The sequence below is a fragment of the Streptomyces sp. 8L genome (assembly GCF_020176795.1).
Taxonomy (GTDB): domain Bacteria; phylum Actinomycetota; class Actinomycetes; order Streptomycetales; family Streptomycetaceae; genus Streptomyces.
The window spans coordinates 1-19,695 of the sequence record NZ_JAIUKE010000089.1; the positions used below are offsets into that span (position 1 = coordinate 1).

General features: G+C 72.7%; 19 protein-coding genes. 15 read left to right on the plus strand and 4 right to left on the minus strand.

Annotation, left to right across the window (positions count from 1 at the left end; all coding sequences use genetic code 11):
• Positions 1-116: 116 nt before the first annotated feature.
• Positions 117-521: a VOC family protein gene (locus LCE31_RS09400; protein WP_225013628.1), complete on the plus strand. Its 405-nt coding sequence runs from the start codon at positions 117-119 to the stop codon at positions 519-521.
• 88 nt (positions 522-609) lie between these two features.
• Here the strand turns inward: LCE31_RS09400 and LCE31_RS09405 are convergent, their stop codons facing one another.
• Positions 610-1,314, minus strand: a complete 705-nt coding sequence (locus LCE31_RS09405; protein ID WP_225013629.1) for a ribonuclease H family protein — start codon at positions 1,312-1,314, stop codon at positions 610-612.
• A 236-nt stretch (positions 1,315-1,550) separates the two neighbouring features.
• Between LCE31_RS09405 and LCE31_RS09410 the strand changes: the two genes are divergently transcribed.
• The 5 genes from LCE31_RS09410 to LCE31_RS40810 all read left to right on the plus strand — a co-directional run bounded on the left by LCE31_RS09410 (position 1,551) and on the right by LCE31_RS40810 (position 7,299).
• A complete protein-coding gene (locus LCE31_RS09410; RefSeq protein WP_225013630.1) occupies positions 1,551-3,065 on the plus strand; it encodes a Y4yA family PLP-dependent enzyme in 1,515 nt (504 codons plus the stop codon).
• Positions 3,062-4,390, plus strand: coding sequence for a pyridoxal-phosphate dependent enzyme (locus LCE31_RS09415; RefSeq protein WP_225013632.1), 1,329 nt, complete (start codon positions 3,062-3,064; stop codon positions 4,388-4,390). The genes LCE31_RS09410 and LCE31_RS09415 overlap by 4 nt, the downstream gene beginning before the upstream one ends.
• Before the next feature lie 6 nt (positions 4,391-4,396).
• Positions 4,397-5,584 carry an aminotransferase class V-fold PLP-dependent enzyme gene (locus tag LCE31_RS09420; protein ID WP_225013633.1) on the plus strand — a complete coding sequence of 396 codons (1,188 nt, stop codon included), beginning with the start codon at positions 4,397-4,399 and terminating at the stop codon, positions 5,582-5,584.
• Between the two features lie 115 nt (positions 5,585-5,699).
• Positions 5,700-6,521, plus strand: coding sequence for a class I SAM-dependent methyltransferase (locus tag LCE31_RS09425; RefSeq protein ID WP_225013635.1), 822 nt, complete (start codon positions 5,700-5,702; stop codon positions 6,519-6,521).
• 1 nt (position 6,522) lies between these two features.
• The gene (locus LCE31_RS40810; protein WP_225013637.1) at positions 6,523-7,299 is read left to right on the plus strand and encodes a GNAT family N-acetyltransferase; all 777 of its coding nucleotides are present in this window, start codon (positions 6,523-6,525) and stop codon (positions 7,297-7,299) included.
• Between the two features lie 95 nt (positions 7,300-7,394).
• Here LCE31_RS40810 and LCE31_RS09435 read toward each other — a convergent pair whose 3' ends face one another.
• The gene (locus LCE31_RS09435) at positions 7,395-9,371 is read right to left on the minus strand and encodes an APC family permease (protein WP_225013638.1); all 1,977 of its coding nucleotides are present in this window, start codon (positions 9,369-9,371) and stop codon (positions 7,395-7,397) included.
• A gap of 421 nt (positions 9,372-9,792) precedes the next feature.
• On the opposite strand from LCE31_RS09435, the gene LCE31_RS09440 reads away from it, so the two are divergent.
• The 4 genes from LCE31_RS09440 (at position 9,793) to LCE31_RS09455 (ending at position 12,885) form a co-directional block, all read left to right on the plus strand.
• Positions 9,793-10,401, plus strand: a complete 609-nt coding sequence (locus LCE31_RS09440) for a hypothetical protein (RefSeq protein ID WP_225013640.1) — start codon at positions 9,793-9,795, stop codon at positions 10,399-10,401.
• Positions 10,402-10,540: 139 nt separating this feature from the next.
• The gene (locus LCE31_RS09445; protein ID WP_263631633.1) at positions 10,541-11,152 is read left to right on the plus strand and encodes a class F sortase; all 612 of its coding nucleotides are present in this window, start codon (positions 10,541-10,543) and stop codon (positions 11,150-11,152) included.
• Positions 11,153-11,268: 116 nt separating this feature from the next.
• Entirely contained in the window at positions 11,269-12,633 is a 1,365-nt protein-coding gene (locus LCE31_RS09450; protein ID WP_225013644.1) for an NAD(P)/FAD-dependent oxidoreductase, read from the plus strand.
• Positions 12,634-12,687: 54 nt separating this feature from the next.
• Positions 12,688-12,885, plus strand: coding sequence for a hypothetical protein (locus tag LCE31_RS09455; protein ID WP_225013646.1), 198 nt, complete (start codon positions 12,688-12,690; stop codon positions 12,883-12,885).
• Between the two features lie 42 nt (positions 12,886-12,927).
• Here LCE31_RS09455 and LCE31_RS09460 read toward each other — a convergent pair whose 3' ends face one another.
• Entirely contained in the window at positions 12,928-13,734 is an 807-nt protein-coding gene (locus tag LCE31_RS09460; RefSeq protein ID WP_225013648.1) for an HAD family acid phosphatase, read from the minus strand.
• Between the two features lie 297 nt (positions 13,735-14,031).
• Between LCE31_RS09460 and LCE31_RS09465 the strand changes: the two genes are divergently transcribed.
• From LCE31_RS09465 to mgt, 3 genes are all read left to right on the plus strand, one after another.
• Positions 14,032-14,769 (plus strand): dienelactone hydrolase family protein, encoded by a 738-nt coding sequence (locus LCE31_RS09465; protein WP_225013650.1) that lies wholly within the window; start codon positions 14,032-14,034, stop codon positions 14,767-14,769.
• A complete protein-coding gene (locus tag LCE31_RS09470; protein ID WP_225013651.1) occupies positions 14,769-15,056 on the plus strand; it encodes a DUF6295 family protein in 288 nt (95 codons plus the stop codon). Before LCE31_RS09465 ends, LCE31_RS09470 begins: the two co-directional genes overlap by 1 nt.
• A gap of 241 nt (positions 15,057-15,297) precedes the next feature.
• The gene (mgt, locus tag LCE31_RS09475) at positions 15,298-16,515 is read left to right on the plus strand and encodes a macrolide-inactivating glycosyltransferase (RefSeq protein WP_225013653.1); all 1,218 of its coding nucleotides are present in this window, start codon (positions 15,298-15,300) and stop codon (positions 16,513-16,515) included.
• Positions 16,516-16,590: 75 nt separating this feature from the next.
• Here mgt and LCE31_RS09480 read toward each other — a convergent pair whose 3' ends face one another.
• Positions 16,591-17,091 (minus strand): metallophosphoesterase family protein, encoded by a 501-nt coding sequence (locus LCE31_RS09480; protein WP_225013655.1) that lies wholly within the window; start codon positions 17,089-17,091, stop codon positions 16,591-16,593.
• 147 nt (positions 17,092-17,238) lie between these two features.
• On the opposite strand from LCE31_RS09480, the gene LCE31_RS09485 reads away from it, so the two are divergent.
• Together LCE31_RS09485 and LCE31_RS09490 are read left to right on the plus strand one after the other, a co-directional pair.
• Entirely contained in the window at positions 17,239-17,964 is a 726-nt protein-coding gene (locus tag LCE31_RS09485) for a family 16 glycosylhydrolase (RefSeq protein WP_225013657.1), read from the plus strand.
• Positions 17,965-18,020: 56 nt separating this feature from the next.
• Complete coding sequence (locus LCE31_RS09490) at positions 18,021-19,682, plus strand: FAD-dependent oxidoreductase (RefSeq protein ID WP_225013659.1); 1,662 nt, start codon at positions 18,021-18,023, stop codon at positions 19,680-19,682.
• Positions 19,683-19,695 lie beyond the last annotated feature (13 nt).

Consider the following 19,695-nt stretch of genomic DNA (forward strand, 5'->3'; position numbering starts at 1 on the left):
GGGGGGTGCGGGGCGGGGCACGGATCGTTAGGCTCGTGGGCGCGGTATCGCGTGCCGGTCACCGTCCGGGTGAGGCACGGAGGTACCCCTGAGTATCCAGCGGAGGCATGCGGCCCATGCCGGTCGAACTCAACCACACCATCGTCCACGCACAGGACAACCGGGAGTCCGCGGACTTCCTCGCGCACATCCTCGGCCTGACGGCCGGTGAGCAGTGGGGGCCGTTCGTCCCCCTCGTGCTCGCCAACGGCGTCACCCTGGACTTCGCGACGATCCCCGCCGAGTCCCTCACCGTGCAGCACTACGCGTTCCTCGTCTCGGACGCCGAGTTCGAGGAGGCGTTCGCCCGCATCCGGCAGGCGGGGATCACGTACTACGCCGATCCGCACCAGAAGCGCCCGGGCGAGATCAATCACAACGACGGCGGCAGCGGCGTGTACTTCATGGACCCGGCGGGCCACGGCATGGAGATCATCACCCGCCCGTATGGCAGCGGCACGCCCCAGCCGCCCTCGGCGTGACGGCGTCCCGGGCAGCGTACCGCCCGGGACGGCCATCTCGTGCAGCCGGCGCCGCATCCGGCACCGGCGCGCGCCCCGGTTCCCTCGCTCAGACCGAGGCGGCCCGGCAGGCCGGGTGGCCCCAGCCGTCGTCGTTCTTGGCGATCTCCTCGCCGGCCGCGTACGAGCGCCCGCAGCGGCAGCGGCCAGGGAACTTGGCCTTGAGCGTGCGGGCCGCTCCGCCCGTCCGCTTGCGGGGGGCGGCGGAGGGCCGCTTGGCGCGGGCCGCGGCGGAGGAGCCCTCGCCCGTCGCGCTCGGCGGCGGGTCGTCGGAGCCGTAGGCGCTGCCCGCCGCCTCCTGGGCGACGGCGACCATGCTCGCGGCCCGGTCGGCGAAGTCGTTGAGCGGGTCCCCGCCGACCTGGTGCGCGGGCACGTAGCGGAACTCGACCGGGCGGCCGGTCAGGAGCGCGTCGATCCGCTGGACCAGTTCCTGGTTGGCGACGGGCTTGCCCGTGGAGGTCTTCCAGCCCTTGCGCTTCCAGCCCGGCAGCCATTCCGTGACGGCCTTCATCGCGTACTGGGAGTCCATCCGGACCTCCAGGGGTACGGCCGCGTCGGTAGCGGTCAGCAGCTGTTCCAGCGCGGTCAGTTCCGCCACGTTGTTCGTCGCCGTACCGAGCGGGCCCGCCTCCCAGCGCTCCGGCCTGCCCTCTGTGTCACCGACGACCCAGCCCCAGGCCGCGGGCCCCGGATTGCCCTTGGATGCCCCGTCGCACGCGGCGACCACACGTTCCACCATGCCCCCGATCATGCCAGCCCCGGATGGGTGCCCGGCACAGCGGCCCGGGGAGGGCGCCGCCGGGCCCGCTCCTCTTCAGCCAATGATTACGGTTTTCATTGCATGAAGGCGAGACGGACTGGAAAGGCTGCATCGGGCACGCAACCGATCACGAGCGGTGACCAGCCGCTCGGCGAGGAGGTCAGAACGCTGTGGGGGGCCCGCCTAACCAGCCGAATCCGCTCTATCTAAGACCGGCGCTCGCGCCTTTGTCCGCGTCGCTGACAGAGGCGGCCGCGTTCCTGCACACGCTCGCCGACGGACTGGGCACACCGCTCAACGTCGTGACACCCGACCAGATCGCGGAGAACGCGGCGCGTTTCGAGGCCGTCCTGCGTCGCCACCGGCTCGGCGGAGGTGTCTTCTTCGCGCACAAAGCGTCCGCGTCGAGCGCGCTCCTGCGGCGCCTCGCCGCGACGCCCTCGTCCGTCGACGTCGCCTCCCTGGAGGAGTTGCAACACGCCCTGGCCTGCGGGTTCACTCCGGACCGCATCACGGCGACCGGACCGAAGGACCCCGCCTTCCGCTATCTCGGCGCACGTGTCGGCGTCACCTTCCATGTGGACGGGCAGAGCGAGCTGGAAGCGCTGGCGGGGCTCGTACGCGATCACGGGCTCGCCCCGGTCCGGGTGCTGCTGCGGCTGTCGGGGTTTCCCTCCGCCGGGGTCCGCAGGCTCGTCAGGCGCAGCAGGTTCGGTACGCCGGTCGCGGACCTGCCGGGGCTGCTGGACGCGGTGGAGCGGTGCGGCGACGCCGTCGAGTTGCTGGGGGTGGGGTATCACCTCGACACGGTCAGCCTGGACGAGAAGGCGCTGGCGCTCGAAGGCTGCGTGAAGGCCATGGACGCGTGCCGCGCGCGGGGGCTGCGGCCACGGGTCGTGGACATCGGCGGCGGCTTCGGCGTCAGCTACCTCGCGGAGGCGGGGCAGTGGGAGGCGTACACGACGGAGCTGATCCGCGCGGTGCTGGCCACGCGCCCGCCGCTGGCCTGGGGCAACCACGGCTACGGGCTGCGCAACGAGAGCGGCACCCTGGCCGGGGGCCTCGGGCTGTACCCGGCGTACCGCGAGGTGGCGGGGCCCGCGTATCTGGACGAGCTGCTGGCGATGCGCGCGCCGTCACTCGGCCGGCCGCTCGCCACGCTGCTGCTGGAGAACCTCTACGACCTCCGCGTGGAGCCGGGCCGCGCGCTGGCGGACCAGTGCGGTGTGACCCTGGCGCGCGTGCTGGAGACGCGGCGGGACACGGAGGGGGGCGCCGGCCTCTGGTCCGTACGGCTCGATCTCAACGCCGGGGACTGTCCGCTGGAGGACCACGGAATACTGGTCGACCCGCTGATCGTGCCGCGCCCGCGCCCAGACAGCGGGCCGGGGGCCGGAGGCCGGGGCACCGAGGAGCCGCGTGCCGGGGGGCCGGTCGCGGTGCATCTGTACGGCAACCTCTGCCTGGAGTCCGATCTGCTGACGAAGCGTCAGGTCTTCCTCCCCCGTCTGCCGGACCCGGGCGATCTGCTGTGCTTCGTGAACACCGCCGCCTACTGCATGGACTTCGGCGCCCATGAGGCCGAACGCCGCCCCCGGGCCCGGAAGGTGGCCGCGACGCGCGCCGCCGGGGAGCGCGACGGCGCCTGGCGGTGGTGCCTCGACACCCAGTACTGGCCACTCGCGGTGGAGGCGGTGGCGCACCACGCCGGGACCAACCGGCAGGAAGAGGCGAGCGCATGAGGTACGACAGCGTCACGGACATCATCGGCGACACTCCCCTGCTGCGCATCGACCCGGCCGTCCACGGTCTCGCGTCGGTGGATCTGTACGCGAAGCTGGAACTGTTCAATCCGTTCGGGTCGGTGAAGGACCGGGCGGCGTGGAACATGGTGCGCTCGGGGCTCCCGGACGCCGTCGCGCGCGGCAGCCAGGTGGTCGAGCTGTCGAGCGGCAACACCGCCAAGGCCCTCGCCCTGATCGCGGGCATGCACGGCCTCGGCTTCAAGAGCGTGACCAACCGGATGAAGGTGCCGGAGATCAAGGATCTGCTGCTGTTGCTCGGCGCGGAGATCGAGGAGTTGCCCGGACGCAGCGAGTGTCTGGACCCCACCGACACCGAGGACCCGCTGACCCGCTTCCACCAGCAGCTCAGCGAGCCGGGCAGCGCCTATCTCCACACCGATCAGTACTTCAACGCGCGCAACGCGGACGCGCACGCGGCGGGCACGGGGCCGGAGATCGTACGCGACCTGGACGGGCGGGCACCGGACGTCTTCGTCGCGTGCGTCGGCACGGCGGGTTCGTCGACGGGTGTGGCACGCGTGCTGCGCGCGCACAACCCGGACGTGGAGGTGGTGGGACTGGTCGCGCACAAGTCGGACTTCGTGCCGGGCATCCGTACGATCGACGAGGTCCAGGAGGTGGGCCTGTTCGACCCTGCGGTGTACGGGCGGATCGACGCGGTCACCTCCGGTGAGGCCATCGACGGGATGCTGACGCTGGCCCGCAGGTGCGGGGTGCTCTCCGGGCCGACCGGTGGTGCCGCGTACTTCGGTGCGGTGCGCCACCTGCGCGCGTACGACGAGGAGTTGACCGCGTCCGGGCGGCGGGCGTCGGCGGTGTTCATCGTGTGCGACCGGATCGAGAGCTATCTGGGGTACGTGCGCAAGCGGCGCCCCGAGCTGTTCGGCGCGCAGACCCGGGGCGCGTCGGTGGCGGCGCTGTCCGAGGACGAGGTGGCGAAGGCGGCGTCGATCGATGTGGCCGGGGCGCGCGAGTGGATCGCGGCGGCGAATCCGCTCGTGGTGGACCTGCGCAGCCCGTTCGCGTACGCGGCGCTGCACATCGCAGGGTCGGTGAACATCGTGGACGAGCTGTTCGAGGAACTGGTCAGGGACGGGCTGCCGTTCAGCGGGAGCCGGCCGGTGCTGCTGGCCTGTCCGGTGGGCGAGAGATCGGCGCGGTACGCGGCACTGCTGTCCCGGCTCGGCCATCCCGACGTCCGCAGCCTCGCGGGCGGGATCGTCGCCTGGCGGGACGGCGGCGGCGAACTGGTCAGGGAGTGACGGGAGATGGCCTCCTTCCCGGTTCATCTGCGTTCCTGGCAGGAGCCGTTGCGGGCGCAGTTTCCGATCATCACGGAGCACCCCTCCCTCGCCTACCTGGACAGTGCCGCCACGTCGCAGAAGCCGCGCGCCGTGCTCGACGCCGCGCAGAGGTATCTGACGGAGTCCAACGCGAACGCGGGCCGGGGCACGTACCCCTGGGCGAACGCGACGACGGCGATGGTGGAGCGGGTGCGCGGGCGGGTGAAGGCGTTCCTCGGCGACCCGGCGCCCGAGCGGTCCCGGGTGGACTTCACGAGCGGGACGAGTGAGGGGCTGCGCGCGGTGGCGCTCGACTGGCTGCCGGGGCTGCTGGCGGACGGCGACGAGATCGTGGTCCCCTTCGGCGACCACCAGGCGAACGCGCTGCCGTGGCTGGAGGCGCGGGAGGTGCTGGCGCGGCGCGGGGTGCGGATCACGGTGCGGGAGATGCCGTATCAGGAGGGTTCGCGGGACTACGACACGGCCGAGCTGGCCCGGCAGGTCACCGCACGGACGCGGTTCGTCGCGGCCACGCACGTCCACCATGTCTACGGCGGCGACATGAACGTGCACCGGGTCCGGCAGGCGGTCGGGCCCGACGCCGTGATCTGCCTGGACGCGGCGCAGAGCGTGGGCCATGTGCCGATCGATCTGGCCGCGCTCGACGTGGACTTCGTGGTCTTCTCCGGACACAAGGCGCTGGCCCTGCCGGGTACGGGCGCGGTGTGGTCGCGGGGGCTGCGCGGGCCGGCCTTCGAGCCGGGCGGCTGGGCGGGCACGCCGAACACGGTGGGCATCGCGAGCCTGGAGGCGGCGCTGGACTGGCTGGAGGAGGCGGGCGTCGGACGGATAGAGGAGTGGACGGTGGGCCTCGCGGCGCGGCTCACGGACGGGCTGAGCCGGCTGCGGCCGTACGAGGTCCTCGGCTGCGGGCTCAGCCTCGCGGCGGACTCGCGGGTGCAGCGGCGGCGGGCCGTGGTGACGCTGCGGCACGAGCGGATCGACGCGGCGGACCTGGGGTTCATCCTGTACAGCCACGGCTTCATGGTGCGCTCGGACGGCCACTGCCAGGCCAGTGCCGGGGAGACGCGTTCATCGGTTCGGGTGAGTCTGCATGTGTACAACACGCCCGAGGAGATCGACCGCCTGCTGGCGGTTCTCGGCACGCTGTGATCGGGCCGGGGCGTCCTTCGGCCACGGCCGCCGATACAGATGAAAACCATTTTCGAGTGTAGATTTCTGTCACCTCGCCGAAAGGCGGACCGAGAAGGGGAGGTGACCGATCACGATGGGCCTGAGCACGACCACGGCACAGCGGTGGGTGGAGCGCTGGGAACGGCAGCAGCAGCGGTACGCGATCGACCGCGAGGAACGGTTCACCGTGATCGCCGACGTGGTCGAACATGTGACGGCGGGCCGGCCGCGCCCACTGGTCGTCGACCTGGGCTGCGGGCCGGGGTCGCTCGCGGTGCGGCTGGCCCGGCGGCTGCCCCGGGCCCGGATCGTCGCCGTCGACATGGACCCGGTCCTGCTGGAGCTGGCCCGGGCCGGCGGCGGCACCCCGGGTCCCACGGGCTCGGTGCGGTACGTGGAGGCGGTGATCGGCGCGCGGGGTTGGACCGCGTCCCTCGGCCTCGACGGGCCGCTCGACGCGGCGGTGTCCACGACGGCGCTGCACTACCTGCCCGACCACCGCCTCCAGCGGGTGTACGAGCAGCTCGCCGGGATACTGCGGCCGGGCGGCGTCCTCGTCAACGCCGACCACCTGCTCCCCGAGGACGCGTCGGACATCGCGGTGCACGTGGGGCACCGGCGGGCGCGGCGGCAGCGGGCGTTCGCCCACGAGGACTGGGAGTCCTGGTGGGCGGCCGCGGAACGGGACCCGGAGCTGACCGACCTGTTCGCCGAGCGCAGGCGCCGCCATGGCTCGACGGGCGGCGGCGACAGCAGCCAAGGAGATGGCAGCAGCAGCGACAGTGACAGCGGCAACGGCGGCAACAACGGGCTCACACTCAACCGCCACGCGGCGATGCTGCGCGCCGCGGGCTTCGCCCAGGCCGGTTCCGTGTGGCAGGTCGGCAGCAGCTGTGTGCTCGTGGCGGTGCGCTGACGTGCGGATCGAGGCCAACCCGTACGCGTACCTGAGCCATCATGGCGCCTCGCCCCTGGTGCGCCTCCATCTCGCGGCGGACTGCGGTGCGCTGAGCGCCGACACGGACGCCCGCCCGTTCAACACGGTCTTCGCGCCGGACTTCGCGCCGGAGGGGCTCGCGGACCGGGTCCTCGCCGTCCGCAGGTCGGCCGCGGTGCCGGGCCGGGCGCAGGACTGGTGGATCGGCCCCTCGGCGCGCCCCCACGATCTGCCGCAGCGGCTGGCGGCGCTCGGGTTCACCGCGCTCGCGCCGGTCCAGATGATGCGTGCGCGGCTGACCGGGGAGGCGCAGGTGCCGCGTACCAGGACCGGCGCCCGCGCACGGCCGGTCGAAGGCCTCGGCGCTCTCGCGGACTTCGTGGCCGTGCACAGCGCGGCGTACGGGGCTTCGCGCGGGACGGCGCGGTTCTTCCACCGGGTCCTCGCGTCGCTCCCCCACACGGCGGGCGGCCCTCTGTGGCATGTCGTACTGCGGGCCGACGGCCGGCCGGTCGCGGTGGCTTCGGTGTTTCTGCGGGACGGGGTCGCGGGGCTGTACAACGTGGCGACCGTGCCGCAGGCGCGGGGCCGCGGGTTCGGCACGGAGGCGGCGCGGACCGCGCTGGCGGGGGCGTACGAGCGGGGCGCGCGTACGGCGGTCCTCGGCGCCGAGCCGGGCGCCGCCGGGATGTACCGGACCCTCGGCTTCACGGACGCGGGGCTGCTGCACCGCATGCGGTGCGCGTCAAAGGCGTGACGAGGGCGGGGCCGCCGGGCGCCAGGACAGCGGGAAGCGGCGGGCGTCGGAGCCGGCCTCGCTGTGGACGATGACGTTGACGCTGACGCGGCGGGTCAGCCGACGTGGACACGGGGGCGGCGTGCCGGGTCGGGTTCCGCGCGGCGCAGCACCTCGCGGGCGACCGGTGCGACCTCCCCGTCACCGAAGACGAGGAAGCGCACGAGGTGGCCGAACGGATCGCCCTCGGTCCAGTTGAAGTAGACGTGCGGTACCTCGCCGGTGCGGTCCCGGAGCGCGAGCAGCACGGCGGCGACCGTGTTGGGGACGGTCGGGCCCTGGACGCGCAGCCGGTGGACTCCGTGCTTCGTGTCGCCGTGCACCGCGATGTCCGTACGGAACTCGGACGAGTCGTGGACGAAGACCTCGAGGAAGAGGACGGGGCTGTCGCCGGGGATGTGGGTGTCCGCGCGCTGGGCGCGTTCCTTGGCGCGGTATGCGGCGGAGCTGTGTTCTTGCGGCTCGTTGGCGACGAGCCGCAAGGGGCCCGATTCCGCCGCGTGTTCCACCAGCCGGTCGGCCTCCGCGTCGAACGTCACGTCGGCGGTGCGCAGTTCGAAGGCACGGTGCACGCGCGAGGCGAGGGAGCCGACCAGGATGGTCGCGATGAAGAGCAGCGCGATCTTGATGCCGTCCGGCCGTTCGATGACGTTGGCGACGACCGTGTAGACGAACACCGCGGTGATCACGCCGAATCCGGCGGTGGCGGTGCGGTGGCCGCGCCGGTGCACGGCGACGGTGGAGGCGAAGGACGCGGACAGCATCAGCACCAGGACGCCGGTGGCGTACGCGCCGCTCTGCTCGTCGACGCTCGCGTCGAAGTACGCGGTGATGCCGAAGGCGATGGCCATGAAGGTGAGCACCAGGGGGCGTACCGCGGCGGTCCACTCGGGTGCCATGCCGTACCGGGGCAGGTAGCGCGGCACGAGGTTGAGCAGCCCGGCGAGCGCGGAAGCGCCGGCGAACCAGAGGATGGCGATGGTCGACACGTCGTAGACGGTCCCGAAGGCCTGCCCGAGGTCGGCGTGGGCGAGGTAGGCGAGGGCGCGCCCGTTGGCGGGGCCGCCCGCCTTGAAGGCGGACTGCGGGATCAGCAGGGTCGTCGCGACGCTGGACAGGAGGAGGAAGCAGGACATGGTGACGGCGGCGGTCGTCAGCAGTTTGCGGGTGTCCCTGATGCGGCCTTCGGGCCGCTCGTACGTGTCGGAGGCGCCCCCGCGCACCTGCGGCATGACGGCGACCCCGGTCTCGAACCCCGACATGCCGAGGGCGAGTTTGGGGAAGACGAGCAGCGCGACACCGACCATGGAGAGCGGCGAGGAGTGCGCGCGCCTGGCGGCGGACCACCAGCCGTGGAAGTCGCCGGGATGGGCGGCGATCCGGGCCACGGCATCGGCGAGCACCACGAGGTTGAGGGTGAGGTAGACGCCGACGAGGACGACGGCGATGCCGATGGCTTCCTTGAATCCCTTGAGGAAGACGCCGCCGAGCGCGGCGAGCAGAACCAGCGTGATCCACAGGCCGGCGCCGTGCAGCAACGACGGCGCGAACGGGTTCTCGGCGACGTGCGCGGAGGCGTCGGCCGCCGACAGCGTGATGGTGATCATGAAGTCGGTGGCGGCGAAGCCGAGGAGTACCAGGACGAGGAGCTTGCCGGCCCAGCCCGGCAGCAGCCGCTCCAGCATGGCGATGGAGCCCTGCCCGTGCGGGCTCTCGTGGGCGACACGGCGGTAGACGGGCAGCGCGCCGAACAGGGTGAGCGCGAGCAGGACGAGCGTGGCGAGCGGGGAGAGCAGACCGGCGGCAAGAGCGGCGATGCCGGGCTGGTAGCCGAGGGTGGAGAAGTAGTCCACGCCGGTCAGGCACATGACGCGCCACCAGCTGTGCCCGACGTGCTCCTCGGGCAGGGTCGCGTGCGGCCCGGGGTGGCGCGCGCTGCTCTCGCTGAGTCCTTCGAGGAGCCACGCCCGGAAGCGCGGCCCGCGGCCCGCGGACGGGTCCTCGGCCTTGAGAGGGGTCTGGCTGCCGGTCATGCTGGAGGGCTCCCTGCCGTTCTTCCGTGCGGCGAGCGGGTGTCGGGCTTCATCGTGGCCCGCGCCGCCGCGGGGCGCGGTACGCCGCGCGGGCCGGGCCCGGCGAGCGCGGCGCCGGACGGAGGGAGCCGGGGCGGTGCGCCTCGGGAGCGGCAGGCCCGGGAGTCGGCCCGGTGGGCATCGGCCTCGCAGCGAACGCAGCCGGAGGGCCGGGCGGCCCGGTCAACGCAACGAGCGGGCGCCCGTCGCCGCAAGCCCGTCACAGCCGCGTCGCAACCCGGGGCGGCGCCCGCACGTGCGCTGTCCGGGTGATAAATCACCGCTTCTCAGAGTTTCTTAATCTCTTCGGTTCGAAACCATGACAACAAGTGGGGCGTTCGGCCGATCAATATGACAATCACACGGCTTGAAGGAGCCTCGCATGCCTCTCTCGGCATCTCCCCGCCCCCGCCGTACCCGCACAGGCCCGGTGGCCCTGGCCGCGGTCGCCCTCACCGGCACGACTCTGCTGTGCGCCCCCGCCGCGGTCGCCGCGCCGGGCGACAGGGGCGACGTGAAGGTCCACCCGGCCGGTGTCCCCGCGGCCAGCACCGTCGACGCGCCGCAGGTCTGCTCGTTCACCCTGGCCGCGACGAACTTCCAGACGGTCCCCGCTGTCGCCTATACCGTCACCCCCCTGCCCAAGGCGCCCAACAAGCCCACGCTCGCGGGCCAGCTGACGCTCACACTGGGCAGCGGCGTCACACCCCAGCCCCTCTCGCTGCCGAACGGGACGTACACGCTCGCCTGGACCTTCCCCGGCGGGTCGCCGAAGCACAAGACGTTCAAGGTCAGCTGCGGCCGTGTCGACCAGAAGCCGCGTGGCCCCGTGCACGCGGGCGGCGGCGCGGTGCCGCCCGCCGTCGGGGGTGGGGACGGCGGCGAGGGCGGCTCGTCCGTCGCGGCACCGCTCCTTGTGTCGGGCGCCATCGCGACCGCGGGACTGATCTTCGTGCGCCGGGTCCGCCGTCGCGTCCATGGCGTCGCGTAGCACTCCGAGGCCCCGTCCCCGCCCGTACGGGCAGCCCTACCCGCGGCCGGTACCGTACGGGCGGCCGTCTCCGCACGCGCGGCCGCGTCCGCACCGCCGTCGCCGCCGCCGTGGCCCGAGCCGGGCCGTCCGTCTCACCCTGACCCTGAGCGTCACCGCAACCCTGCTGTTCGGTGTGGTGCACGGGTGCGGCGGCGGCACGCCGGACGGCGGGTCGGCCACCGTCGCGGCCTCGGACGGGGCCGGCCGGGGGGGGGGGCCGGCCCCGGTGGCGTCCCACCGGCCGCTGCCGGCCTCGCCGCCGGTGAAGCTCGCGGTCCCCCGGATGGTGGTGGAGGCGAAGGTCGTACGGCTCGGGCTGGACCGGCACGGTCAGCTCGGCACCCCGCCCATGAGCAGGCCCCGCCTGGTGGGCTGGTACGCCGGCGGGCCTTCCCCGGGCGAGCAGGGGACGGCGGTGATCGTCGGCCACCGCGATACGAAGACCGGGCCCGCCGTGTTCCTCAACCTGGACGCCCTCCACCCGGGTGACGTCCTCAAGGTCACGCGCGAGGACCGCAGGACCGCCGTGTTCACCGTCGACTCGCTCCACACCTTCGGCCGCCGCTCGTTCCCCGACAAGAAGGTGTACGGGAACACGGGCCGGCCCGAACTGCGCCTGCTGACCTGCGGCGGGCGCTTCGACCGCAGGTCGGGCTACACGGCCAATGTGGTCGTCTTCGCCCATCTCACCTCCGTCACCGGCGCCTGACCCGGGCCGGAGACTGTGTGGCGGTGCCGCGCGGGGCTCGCGAAGATGGGGGTGATGGACCGTGTTTAGGGGGCAGTCGAAGGACGACCGCGCAGTACCGAGAAGGGACCGACACCGTGGCACGACCGAAGATCCTCGTGGTGGGCGCCGGATTCGCCGGCGTCGAGTGTGTACGCCGTCTCGAACGCGGCCTCGCCCCCGGCGAGGCCGATGTCGCCCTCGTCGCCCCCTTCTCGTACCAGCTGTACCTGCCGCTGCTCCCCCAGGTGGCCTCGGGCGTCCTCACTCCGCAGTCCGTCGCGCTCTCGCTGCGGCGCAGCAGCAGGCACCGCACCCGGATCATCCCGGGCGGCGCGATCGGCGTGGACCATCAGGCCAAGGTCTGCGTCGTACGCAAGATCACCGGTGAGTTCGTCAACGAGCCGTACGACTACCTCGTCCTCACCCCCGGCAGCATCACGCGGACGTTCGACATCCCGGGCCTGGTGGACAACGCGCGCGGCATGAAGACGCTCGCCGAGGCCGCGTACATCCGTGACCACGTCATCGCGCAGCTCGACCTCGCGGACGCGAGCCAGGACGAGGCGGAGCGCGTCTCGCGCCTCCAGTTCGTGGTGGTCGGCGGCGGCTACGCGGGGACCGAGACGGCCGCGTGCCTCCAGCGGCTGACCACCAACGCGGCCAAGCGCTACCCGCGGCTCGATCCGGGGCTCATCAAGTGGCACCTCATCGACATCGCCCCGAAGCTGATGCCCGAGCTCGGCGACAAGCTCGGCAACAGCGCGCTGGAGATCCTCAGGGGCCGCGGCATCGAGGTGTCTCTCGGCGTGTCCGTCGCCAAGGCCGCTCCCGAGGAGGTCACCTTCACCGACGGCCGGGTGATCCCGTGCAGGACCCTCATCTGGACGGCGGGGGTCGCGGCGAGCCCGCTGGTACAGACCCTCGACGCGGACACCCTCAAGGGCCGCCTGGTGGTGACGCCGGAGATGACGGTGCCGGGCGTCGACGGGGTGTTCGCCCTCGGCGACGCCGCGGCCGTACCCGACCTGGCGGTCGGTGACGGCGCCGTGTGCCCGCCGACCGCGCAGCACGCGATGCGCCAGGGCAAGCGGGTCGCCGCGAACGTCATCGCGTCGCTGCGCCGCCAGCCGCTGCGCCCCTACGAACACAAGGACCTGGGTCTCGTGGTGGACCTGGGCGGCCGGGACGCCGTGTCCAAGCCCCTCGGTATCGAGCTGCGCGGCATGCCCGCGCAGGCGGTGGCACGCGGCTACCACTGGTCCGCGCTGCGGACGAACGTCGCCAAGACGCGGGTGTTCACCAACTGGATGCTCAACGCGGTGGCGGGCGACGACTTCGTCCGCACGGGCTTCCAGGCCCAGAAGCGCGCGACTCTGCGCGACTTCGAGTACACCGACTCGTACCTCACGGCCGAGGAGATCCGGCAGCAGGTACGCGGTGACACGGCGCTGAAGGGGTAGACGGGTGCTGCCGCCGCGAGTGCGGCGGCACGCACACGGAGAGGGAATGCACCCATGATGCTGACCGGCGGCGCCGCTTTCGACCACGCCGAGCCGAGTGTGCCGCGCGCAAGGCGGCGGGCCGCCGCCCCCGTCGGCACCGCGCCGTGCGACGCGGGTCCGCGGGGCGCGGCGGGCGCGCCGGAGCCGACGGCGGCCGGCCAGGGCGCGCCGCCGGCTCCCGGCACGGAGCGGCCCGCCGTCGAGCTCTGAACCGGCTCTCCGGCGGCCTGAGTGATCAGCTGACCGGCCGTGTCACTCCACGAAGTAGGTGGGGTTGGGCAGTTTGTACGTGTGGTCGGCGTGGCCGCCCGTCAGATCGGACTGCTGGTCACCGAAGTTGCCGATGATGTCGTAGCCGCTCGCCTCAAGGTGCTCGCGCGTCTCGGACTTGAACTGGACCGTCGTGCAGTTCCAGGCCGCCGCCGTGGCGCAGTCGGCGAGGTAGGCGGGCGGGTCGGTCTTGTCCTTCGTGAACAGGTGGGCCTGGTCCAGGTCGGTGTGGTACCCAACCTTCCGCAGGTTGTCCACCGCGGGCTCGCGCAGGTTCTCCGCGAGTCCCGTGAGGAAGAAGACCGTGACGCCGTGCTTCTTGGCGTACGAGACGAGGCCGGGCATGCCGTAGACGGCCGGGCGGTCGGCCTGGGAGACGAAGGCGTTCCACGTGGCGTCGTTGTACACGTAGTTGGTTTCTCGCTCGTAGGTGAAGCTGAGCAGCGCCGTGTCGTCGACGTCCAGGACGATGGCGGGCTTGCCGTGCCGGGCGGCGGGACCGTGGTGGCCGGCGGTCTCCCGCGCGATGTCACGCTCGGCGCCTGCCTCGATGCGGGCGAGGTCGTGCGCGTACGGGCTGTCCGGCGACGCCTGCCACGTGCCGTCGGCGGCCTGGGTGGCGCCGTAGTAGTCGTCTATCTGACCGGTGAGCAGGCCGATGTTCTCCGGCTCTGAACCCGGGTGCCCGTGGTGTCCGGTGTCGGCGCCCGCGACGCCGGTCCCGTAGAGGATGCCTCCGGTCAGTGCGCAGGCTGCGAGGGTGGCGGCGACCTGGTGGAACTTCCGCATGGAGGTACTACTCCCGTCTCATGGACATGTCCTGTTCATCTTCTGTCTACGCGCATCACACCACAGGTTCACCAACTGTGGGGCGTTGGCCCGAAATTGCCTGTACGGCGCCACCGCCTCGCACCGCCACGCCACCGGCCCGCCCCGCCACGCCGCCGCGACCGCCGTCCGCCCGGACACCTCGGAGCGCGGGCCGGCGAGATCGGAACGGACCGCTCCGGGGGAAGCGGGCCGGTGCCGGGGCGCCCAGGACGGAGGCCTAATGTACGAGCAGCAATCCGCACTGAAGGGACACAGATGTACGACGCAGTGCTGGCCGAGACCATCACCATCACCGGTCACGGCGGAGACCCCATCGAGGCGTACTCCGCGCGCCCGATGGCCGCGGGACCGTTCGGCGGTGTCGTGGTGATCCACCACATGCCCGGCTACGACGCCCCCAGCAAGGAGATCGTCAGGCGGTTCGCGGCCGAGGGCTTCGCGGCCGTCTGCCCCAACCTGTACAGCCGTGAGGCGCCCGGCGCGGAGCCCGACGACGCGGCCGCCGCGGCACGCGCCGCCGGTGGCGTGCCGGACGAGCGCCTCGTCGGCGACGTCGCCGGTGCCGCCGCCTACCTGCGGGGCCTGCCCTCGTCCAACGGCAAGGTCGGCTCGATCGGTTACTGCTCGGGTGGCCGCCAGTCCTTCCTGGCTCTCGCGAGCGTCGACCTGCAGGCCGGCGTCGACTGCTACGGCGCGTTCGTCACCGGCACGCCGCCGGAGGGCTTCCCGCTCCAGGTGTCCCCGGTGAAGGACCGGGTCAAGGACCTCCGCGGCCCGCTGCTCGGCCTGTTCGGCAACGACGACCAGTACCCGTCGCCCGAGCACGTCGACGAGCTGGAGGAAGAGCTGAAGGCACAGGGCAAGCCGTACGAGTTCCACCGCTACGACGACGCGGGCCACGCCTTCTTCGCCGTGGACCGGCCGACCTACCGCCCGGCGGCCGCGGTCGACGGCTGGCAGAAGATCCTGCGCTTCTACGGGGAGCACCTCTGATGTGCACCTACCTCACGGAGAAGTTCAAGCTGGACGGCAGCGGCAAGGGGGCGGGAGGCTACTTCGCGCTGACCGAGGCGATGGTCTACGTCGACCACCCGCAGCACGCTCCCTATGAGCACACCGTCAACATCGACTTCCTCAACCCGTCGCAGGGTCCGTCCTCGCGGGTGGCGGTGGAGCTGACCGAGGAGTCGGCGCTGGCCCTGATCGACGCGATCCGCTCCGCCCTGGACGCGGCGCCTCCCGGGCTCACGTCGACCGCTCCCCCGAAGACGGCGGCCTGACGGCCCGTCCGCCGGACCGCCGGGACCGGCCGGGCCGCCCGGCCGACCCGTTGACGCCTGCCCGACCGGCCGGCGAAGCGCTGACGGCCGCCACCGTCCGCGCCACCGGCGGCCGGCGGCGCGACCCGCGCGCCGGGCCGCCGGGCGCCGTTCGAAACGCGGTCGCGAGCCGGGCACCGTCCGCCGGGCGCCGCACGAAACGTGGTCGCGAGCCGGCGGCGGAGTGCTTAGGGTCGGGCGCATGAGTCCAGCGGCCGAGCGCGGTCCCGCGCACATCGCCATGTTCTCCATCGCGGCGCACGGGCACGTGAACCCGAACCTCGGCGTCATCAGGGAGTTGGTGGCGCGCGGCCACCGGGTCAGCTACGCCGTGCCGCCGTCCTTCACCGAGGTGGTCGCGGGGACGGGCGCGCGGCCCGTCCCGTACACCTCCGTGCTTCCTGCGGAGGGCGACCAGGACGGGTGGGGCACGGAGCTGATCGACCACATCGAACCGTTCCTCGCGGACGCCATCCAGGCGCTCCCGCAACTCGACGCCGCCTTCGAGGACGACCGGCCTGACCTCGTGCTGTACGACATCACGTCGTATCCGGCCCGTGTGCTCGCGCACCGCTGGGGCGTGCCGATCGTGCAGCTCTCGCCGGCCATGGTGGCGTGGCGCGGGTACGAGGAGGAGGTCGGCCGGCCGGCGTTCGAACCGCTGAAGCGGACCCCGCGCGGCAAGGCGTTCTACACGACGTTCGCTCGCTGGATCGCCGAGAACGGCATGGACCTCGATGTCGAGCACTTCATGGGCCGGCCGGACCGGTGCCTCGTGCTCATCCCCGAGGTGCTCCAGCCGAACGCCGACCGGGTCGACCGGTCGGTGTACACGTTCGTCGGGTCGTGCCAGGACGACCGGGCGGCGCAGGGCGAATGGTCCCGTCCGCCGGGCGCCGAACGGGTGCTGCTCGTCTCGCTCGGTTCGACGTTCACGAAGCAGCCGGAGTTCTACCGCGCGTGCGCCGACGCCTTCGGGGACCTGCCCGGCTGGCACGTGGTGCTCCAGATCGGGCGGCACGTCGATCCGGCGGCCCTCGGCGACGTCCCGGCGAACATCGAGGTGCGGACCTGGGTTCCGCAGCTGTCCGTGCTGCGGCAGGCGGACGCGTTCATCACCCACGCCGGCTCGGGCGGCAGCCAGGAGGGCCTGGCCACGGCGACCCCGATGGTGGCGGTGCCGCAGGCGGTGGACCAGTTCGGCAACGCCGACATGCTGACGGGGCTTGGTGTGGCGCGGCGCCTCGACACGGCGGACGCGAAACCGGAGGCGCTGCGCGAGGCGGTGCTCTCACTGGTGGACGACCCCGAAGTGGCGCGCAGGCTGGCGGAGATCAGCGCCGGCATGGCGGCGGAGGGCGGGGCGCCCAGGGCGGCCGGCCTGATCGAGGCGGAGCTGCACGCGCGCGCCACGGGCTGACCGGCGGCGCGCCGGGCCCACCAGGGGCGGCGCCTCTTGTGCTGTGCGCGCACCCGGGGGCCGGCAGGGCACCCGTCAGCGCCGCGGCAGCCGGTGGAAACGGACCTCCGCCAGCTGTCCGCCCGTCACCTCGGCCGTGGCGTAGGTGCAGTAGGGCTGGCGCCTGCGGTCGGTGGGCGAGCCGGGGTTCAGCAGCCTGAGCCCGCCGGGGGCGGTGGTGTCCCACGGAATGTGGCTGTGGCCGAAGACGAGGACGTCGATCCCGGGGAACCGTTCGGCGCAGCGCTGTTCGCGGCCCCGCGCGGCGCCCGTCTCGTGGACGACGCCGAAGCGCAGTCCTCCGAGGTCCGCGTACGCCACCTCGGGCAGCCGCGCCCGCAGCCCGGGCCCGTCGTTGTTCCCGTACACGCCGACGAAGCGCCGGGCGCGCGCCTCGAAGAGGTCGAGCGTCGGCTCGTCCACCCAGTCGCCCGCGTGGACGACCACGTCGGCCGCCCCGATCGCGTCCACGAGTTCGCCCGGCAGCACCTTGGCCCGTGTCGGGAGGTGGGTGTCGGAGGTCAGCAGGAGGCGCATGGGCCCCAGACTAGGCGGACGGGGCCCGGGGCCCGTGCGCTGCCGTCGCCCCCGGAGTCCGCCCCGGAGGGTCGTACGTGCGTACGCGGGGTGCCCGTCCCGGCGTTTCCCCGGCGAGCGGGAGACCGGACTCCCTATGGTGCCGGGATGTCCGTGAAGCAGTGGTTCGTGTCGTTGTTTCCTTCTCAGCGCTCCCGTCCGCGGCCGCCCGGCCCGGGGCGCCCTCTGCCCGTCTGCTTCGAGGCCGACTTCGCCTCGGCGAAGCAGTGGGTGGAGGGACGTTCGTGGGCCTATCCCGACGGCGGGCCCGTCAACCCGGGGGACAACAAGCTCGACCATCTGGTGACCGATCCCGCGTTCTGCCGTGAGGGCGTCTTCCGGGCGGAGCGCCGCCCGCACGGCCTGTGGAACACCGGGCTGCTCACCACCGAGGGCAGCGAGGAGGGCTTCCAGGTGCGCACCGGTGACGTGCTGGACGTCCGGGTCCGGCTGCCGGAGGGGACCGGGGCGTGGCCCTCGGTGTGGACGTGGCGCGACGGCGGCAACGAGGTCGACGTCTTCGAGTACCACCCGGACAACCCTGATCTGCTGGAGCTGTCGAACCACGTCGGCGGCGCGTCGCACGACTACCGGGACGCGTCGCTGCACCCGGGGGCCTGGGTGTCGGTGCGGACCGAGTTCGGCGCCCGGTCGGTCGTGTGGTGGGTCAACGACCGCCGGGTGTTCGCCGACGGCCGGGGCGTGGGGCGGGGCTGGGAGGCGTATCTGATCGTGAACCTGTCCGTCTCGGCCGGGCGCTACCACCCCGCACCGGACCGGTCACGCTCCGCCCTCTCCTTCGACGTCGGGCGGCTGCGGGTGCATCGTCCCTAGACTGGGAGGCGAAGCGGTGTTCGATGACCATCGGGAGCAGCCCGGATGATGGTGCCATGACGAATCCGACGATCTTGACCGTGGACGACGACCCGACGGTCTCGCGGGCCGTGGCCCGGGACATCCGGCGGCGCTACGGCGACCGCTACCGGGTGGTACGCGCCGGCTCCGGCCAGGAGGCGCTGGAGGCGCTCCGCGAGATCAAGCTGCGCGGAGAGCAGCTGGCGGTGATGCTCGCGGACTACCGGATGCCGCGGATGAACGGCATCGAGTTCCTGGAGCAGGCGATGGACCTGTTCCCGCTGGCCCGCAGGGTCCTGCTGACCGCGTACGCGGACACCGACGCGGCGATCGACGCGATCAACACCGTCGATCTCGACCACTACCTGCTCAAACCGTGGAACCCGCCGGAGGAGCACCTCTACCCGGTGATCGACACGCTTCTGGAGGCGTGGCTGGCCACGCCCGACCCGGCGGCGGCCATGACGCGCGTGGTGGGCCACCGGTGGTCGCGGCCGTCGTTCAAGGTGCGTGACTTCCTCGCGCGCAACCTCGTGCCGTACCGGTGGCTGCCGGTGGACGAGCCGGAGGGCGAGCGGCTCCTCGCGGCCGCGGGCCAGGACGCCGACACACCACTCCCGCTGGTGGTACTGGCGGACGGCAGCTCCCTCGTGGCGCCCACGAGCAGTGAGCTGGCCGGGCGCGTCGGCCTCTCCACGACCCCCGCGTCCGACTTCTACGACCTGGTCGTCATCGGCGGCGGGCCCGCGGGGCTCGGCGCGGCCGTGTACGGCGCGTCGGAGGGCCTGCGCACCGTGCTGGTCGAGCGGCGGGCGACCGGCGGCCAGGCGGGCCAGTCCTCCCGCATCGAGAACTACCTCGGCTTTCCGGACGGTGTCTCCGGTTCCCAGCTCACCGAGCGGGCACGACGGCAGGCGACGAAGTTCGGCGCGGAGATCCTCAGCGCCAGGGAGGTCGTCTCGCTGGAGGCGGCGGGCTCCGCACGGGTGCTGCACCTCGGCGGCGGCGAGACGATCGGCGCGCACACGGTGGTGCTCGCCACGGGCGTCTCCTACCGGCGGCTCCCCGCGCCCAGCCTCGAAGAGTTCACCGGGGCGGGTGTCTACTACGGCTCCGCCGTCACGGAGGCGCAGAACTGCTCGGGCGAAGACGTGTACGTGGTCGGCGGCGCCAATTCGGCCGGGCAGGCCGCCGTGTACTTCTCGCGCTACGCGCGCAGGGTGCACATGCTGGTGCGCTCCGGTGACCTGACGCGTTCGATGTCGACGTATCTGATCGACCAGATCACGGCGATCGACTCCATCGTCGTCCATCCGTTCACCGAGGTGGCCGACGGCAAGGGCGACGACCACCTGCGGCAGCTCACCCTGCGCGATGTCAGGACCGGCGCGACGGAGACGGTCGAGGCGTCGTGGCTGTTCGTGTTCATCGGCGCGGCGCCGCGCACCCAGTGGCTGGACGGCGTGCTGGCCCGCGACCCGAGGGGCTTCGTCGTCACGGGCCCCGACCTGGTGGCGGGCGGGAAGCGGGTGGCGGGCTGGTCGCTGCCGCGCGATCCCTACCATCTCGAATCGAGCGTGCCGGGCGTGTTCGCCGCGGGCGACGTGCGGGCGGAGTCCGTCAAGCGGGTCGCGTCGGCCGTCGGCGAGGGCGCGATGGCCGTATCGCTCGCGCATCGTTACTTGGAGGCACAGTGAGCGCGGCGGATCG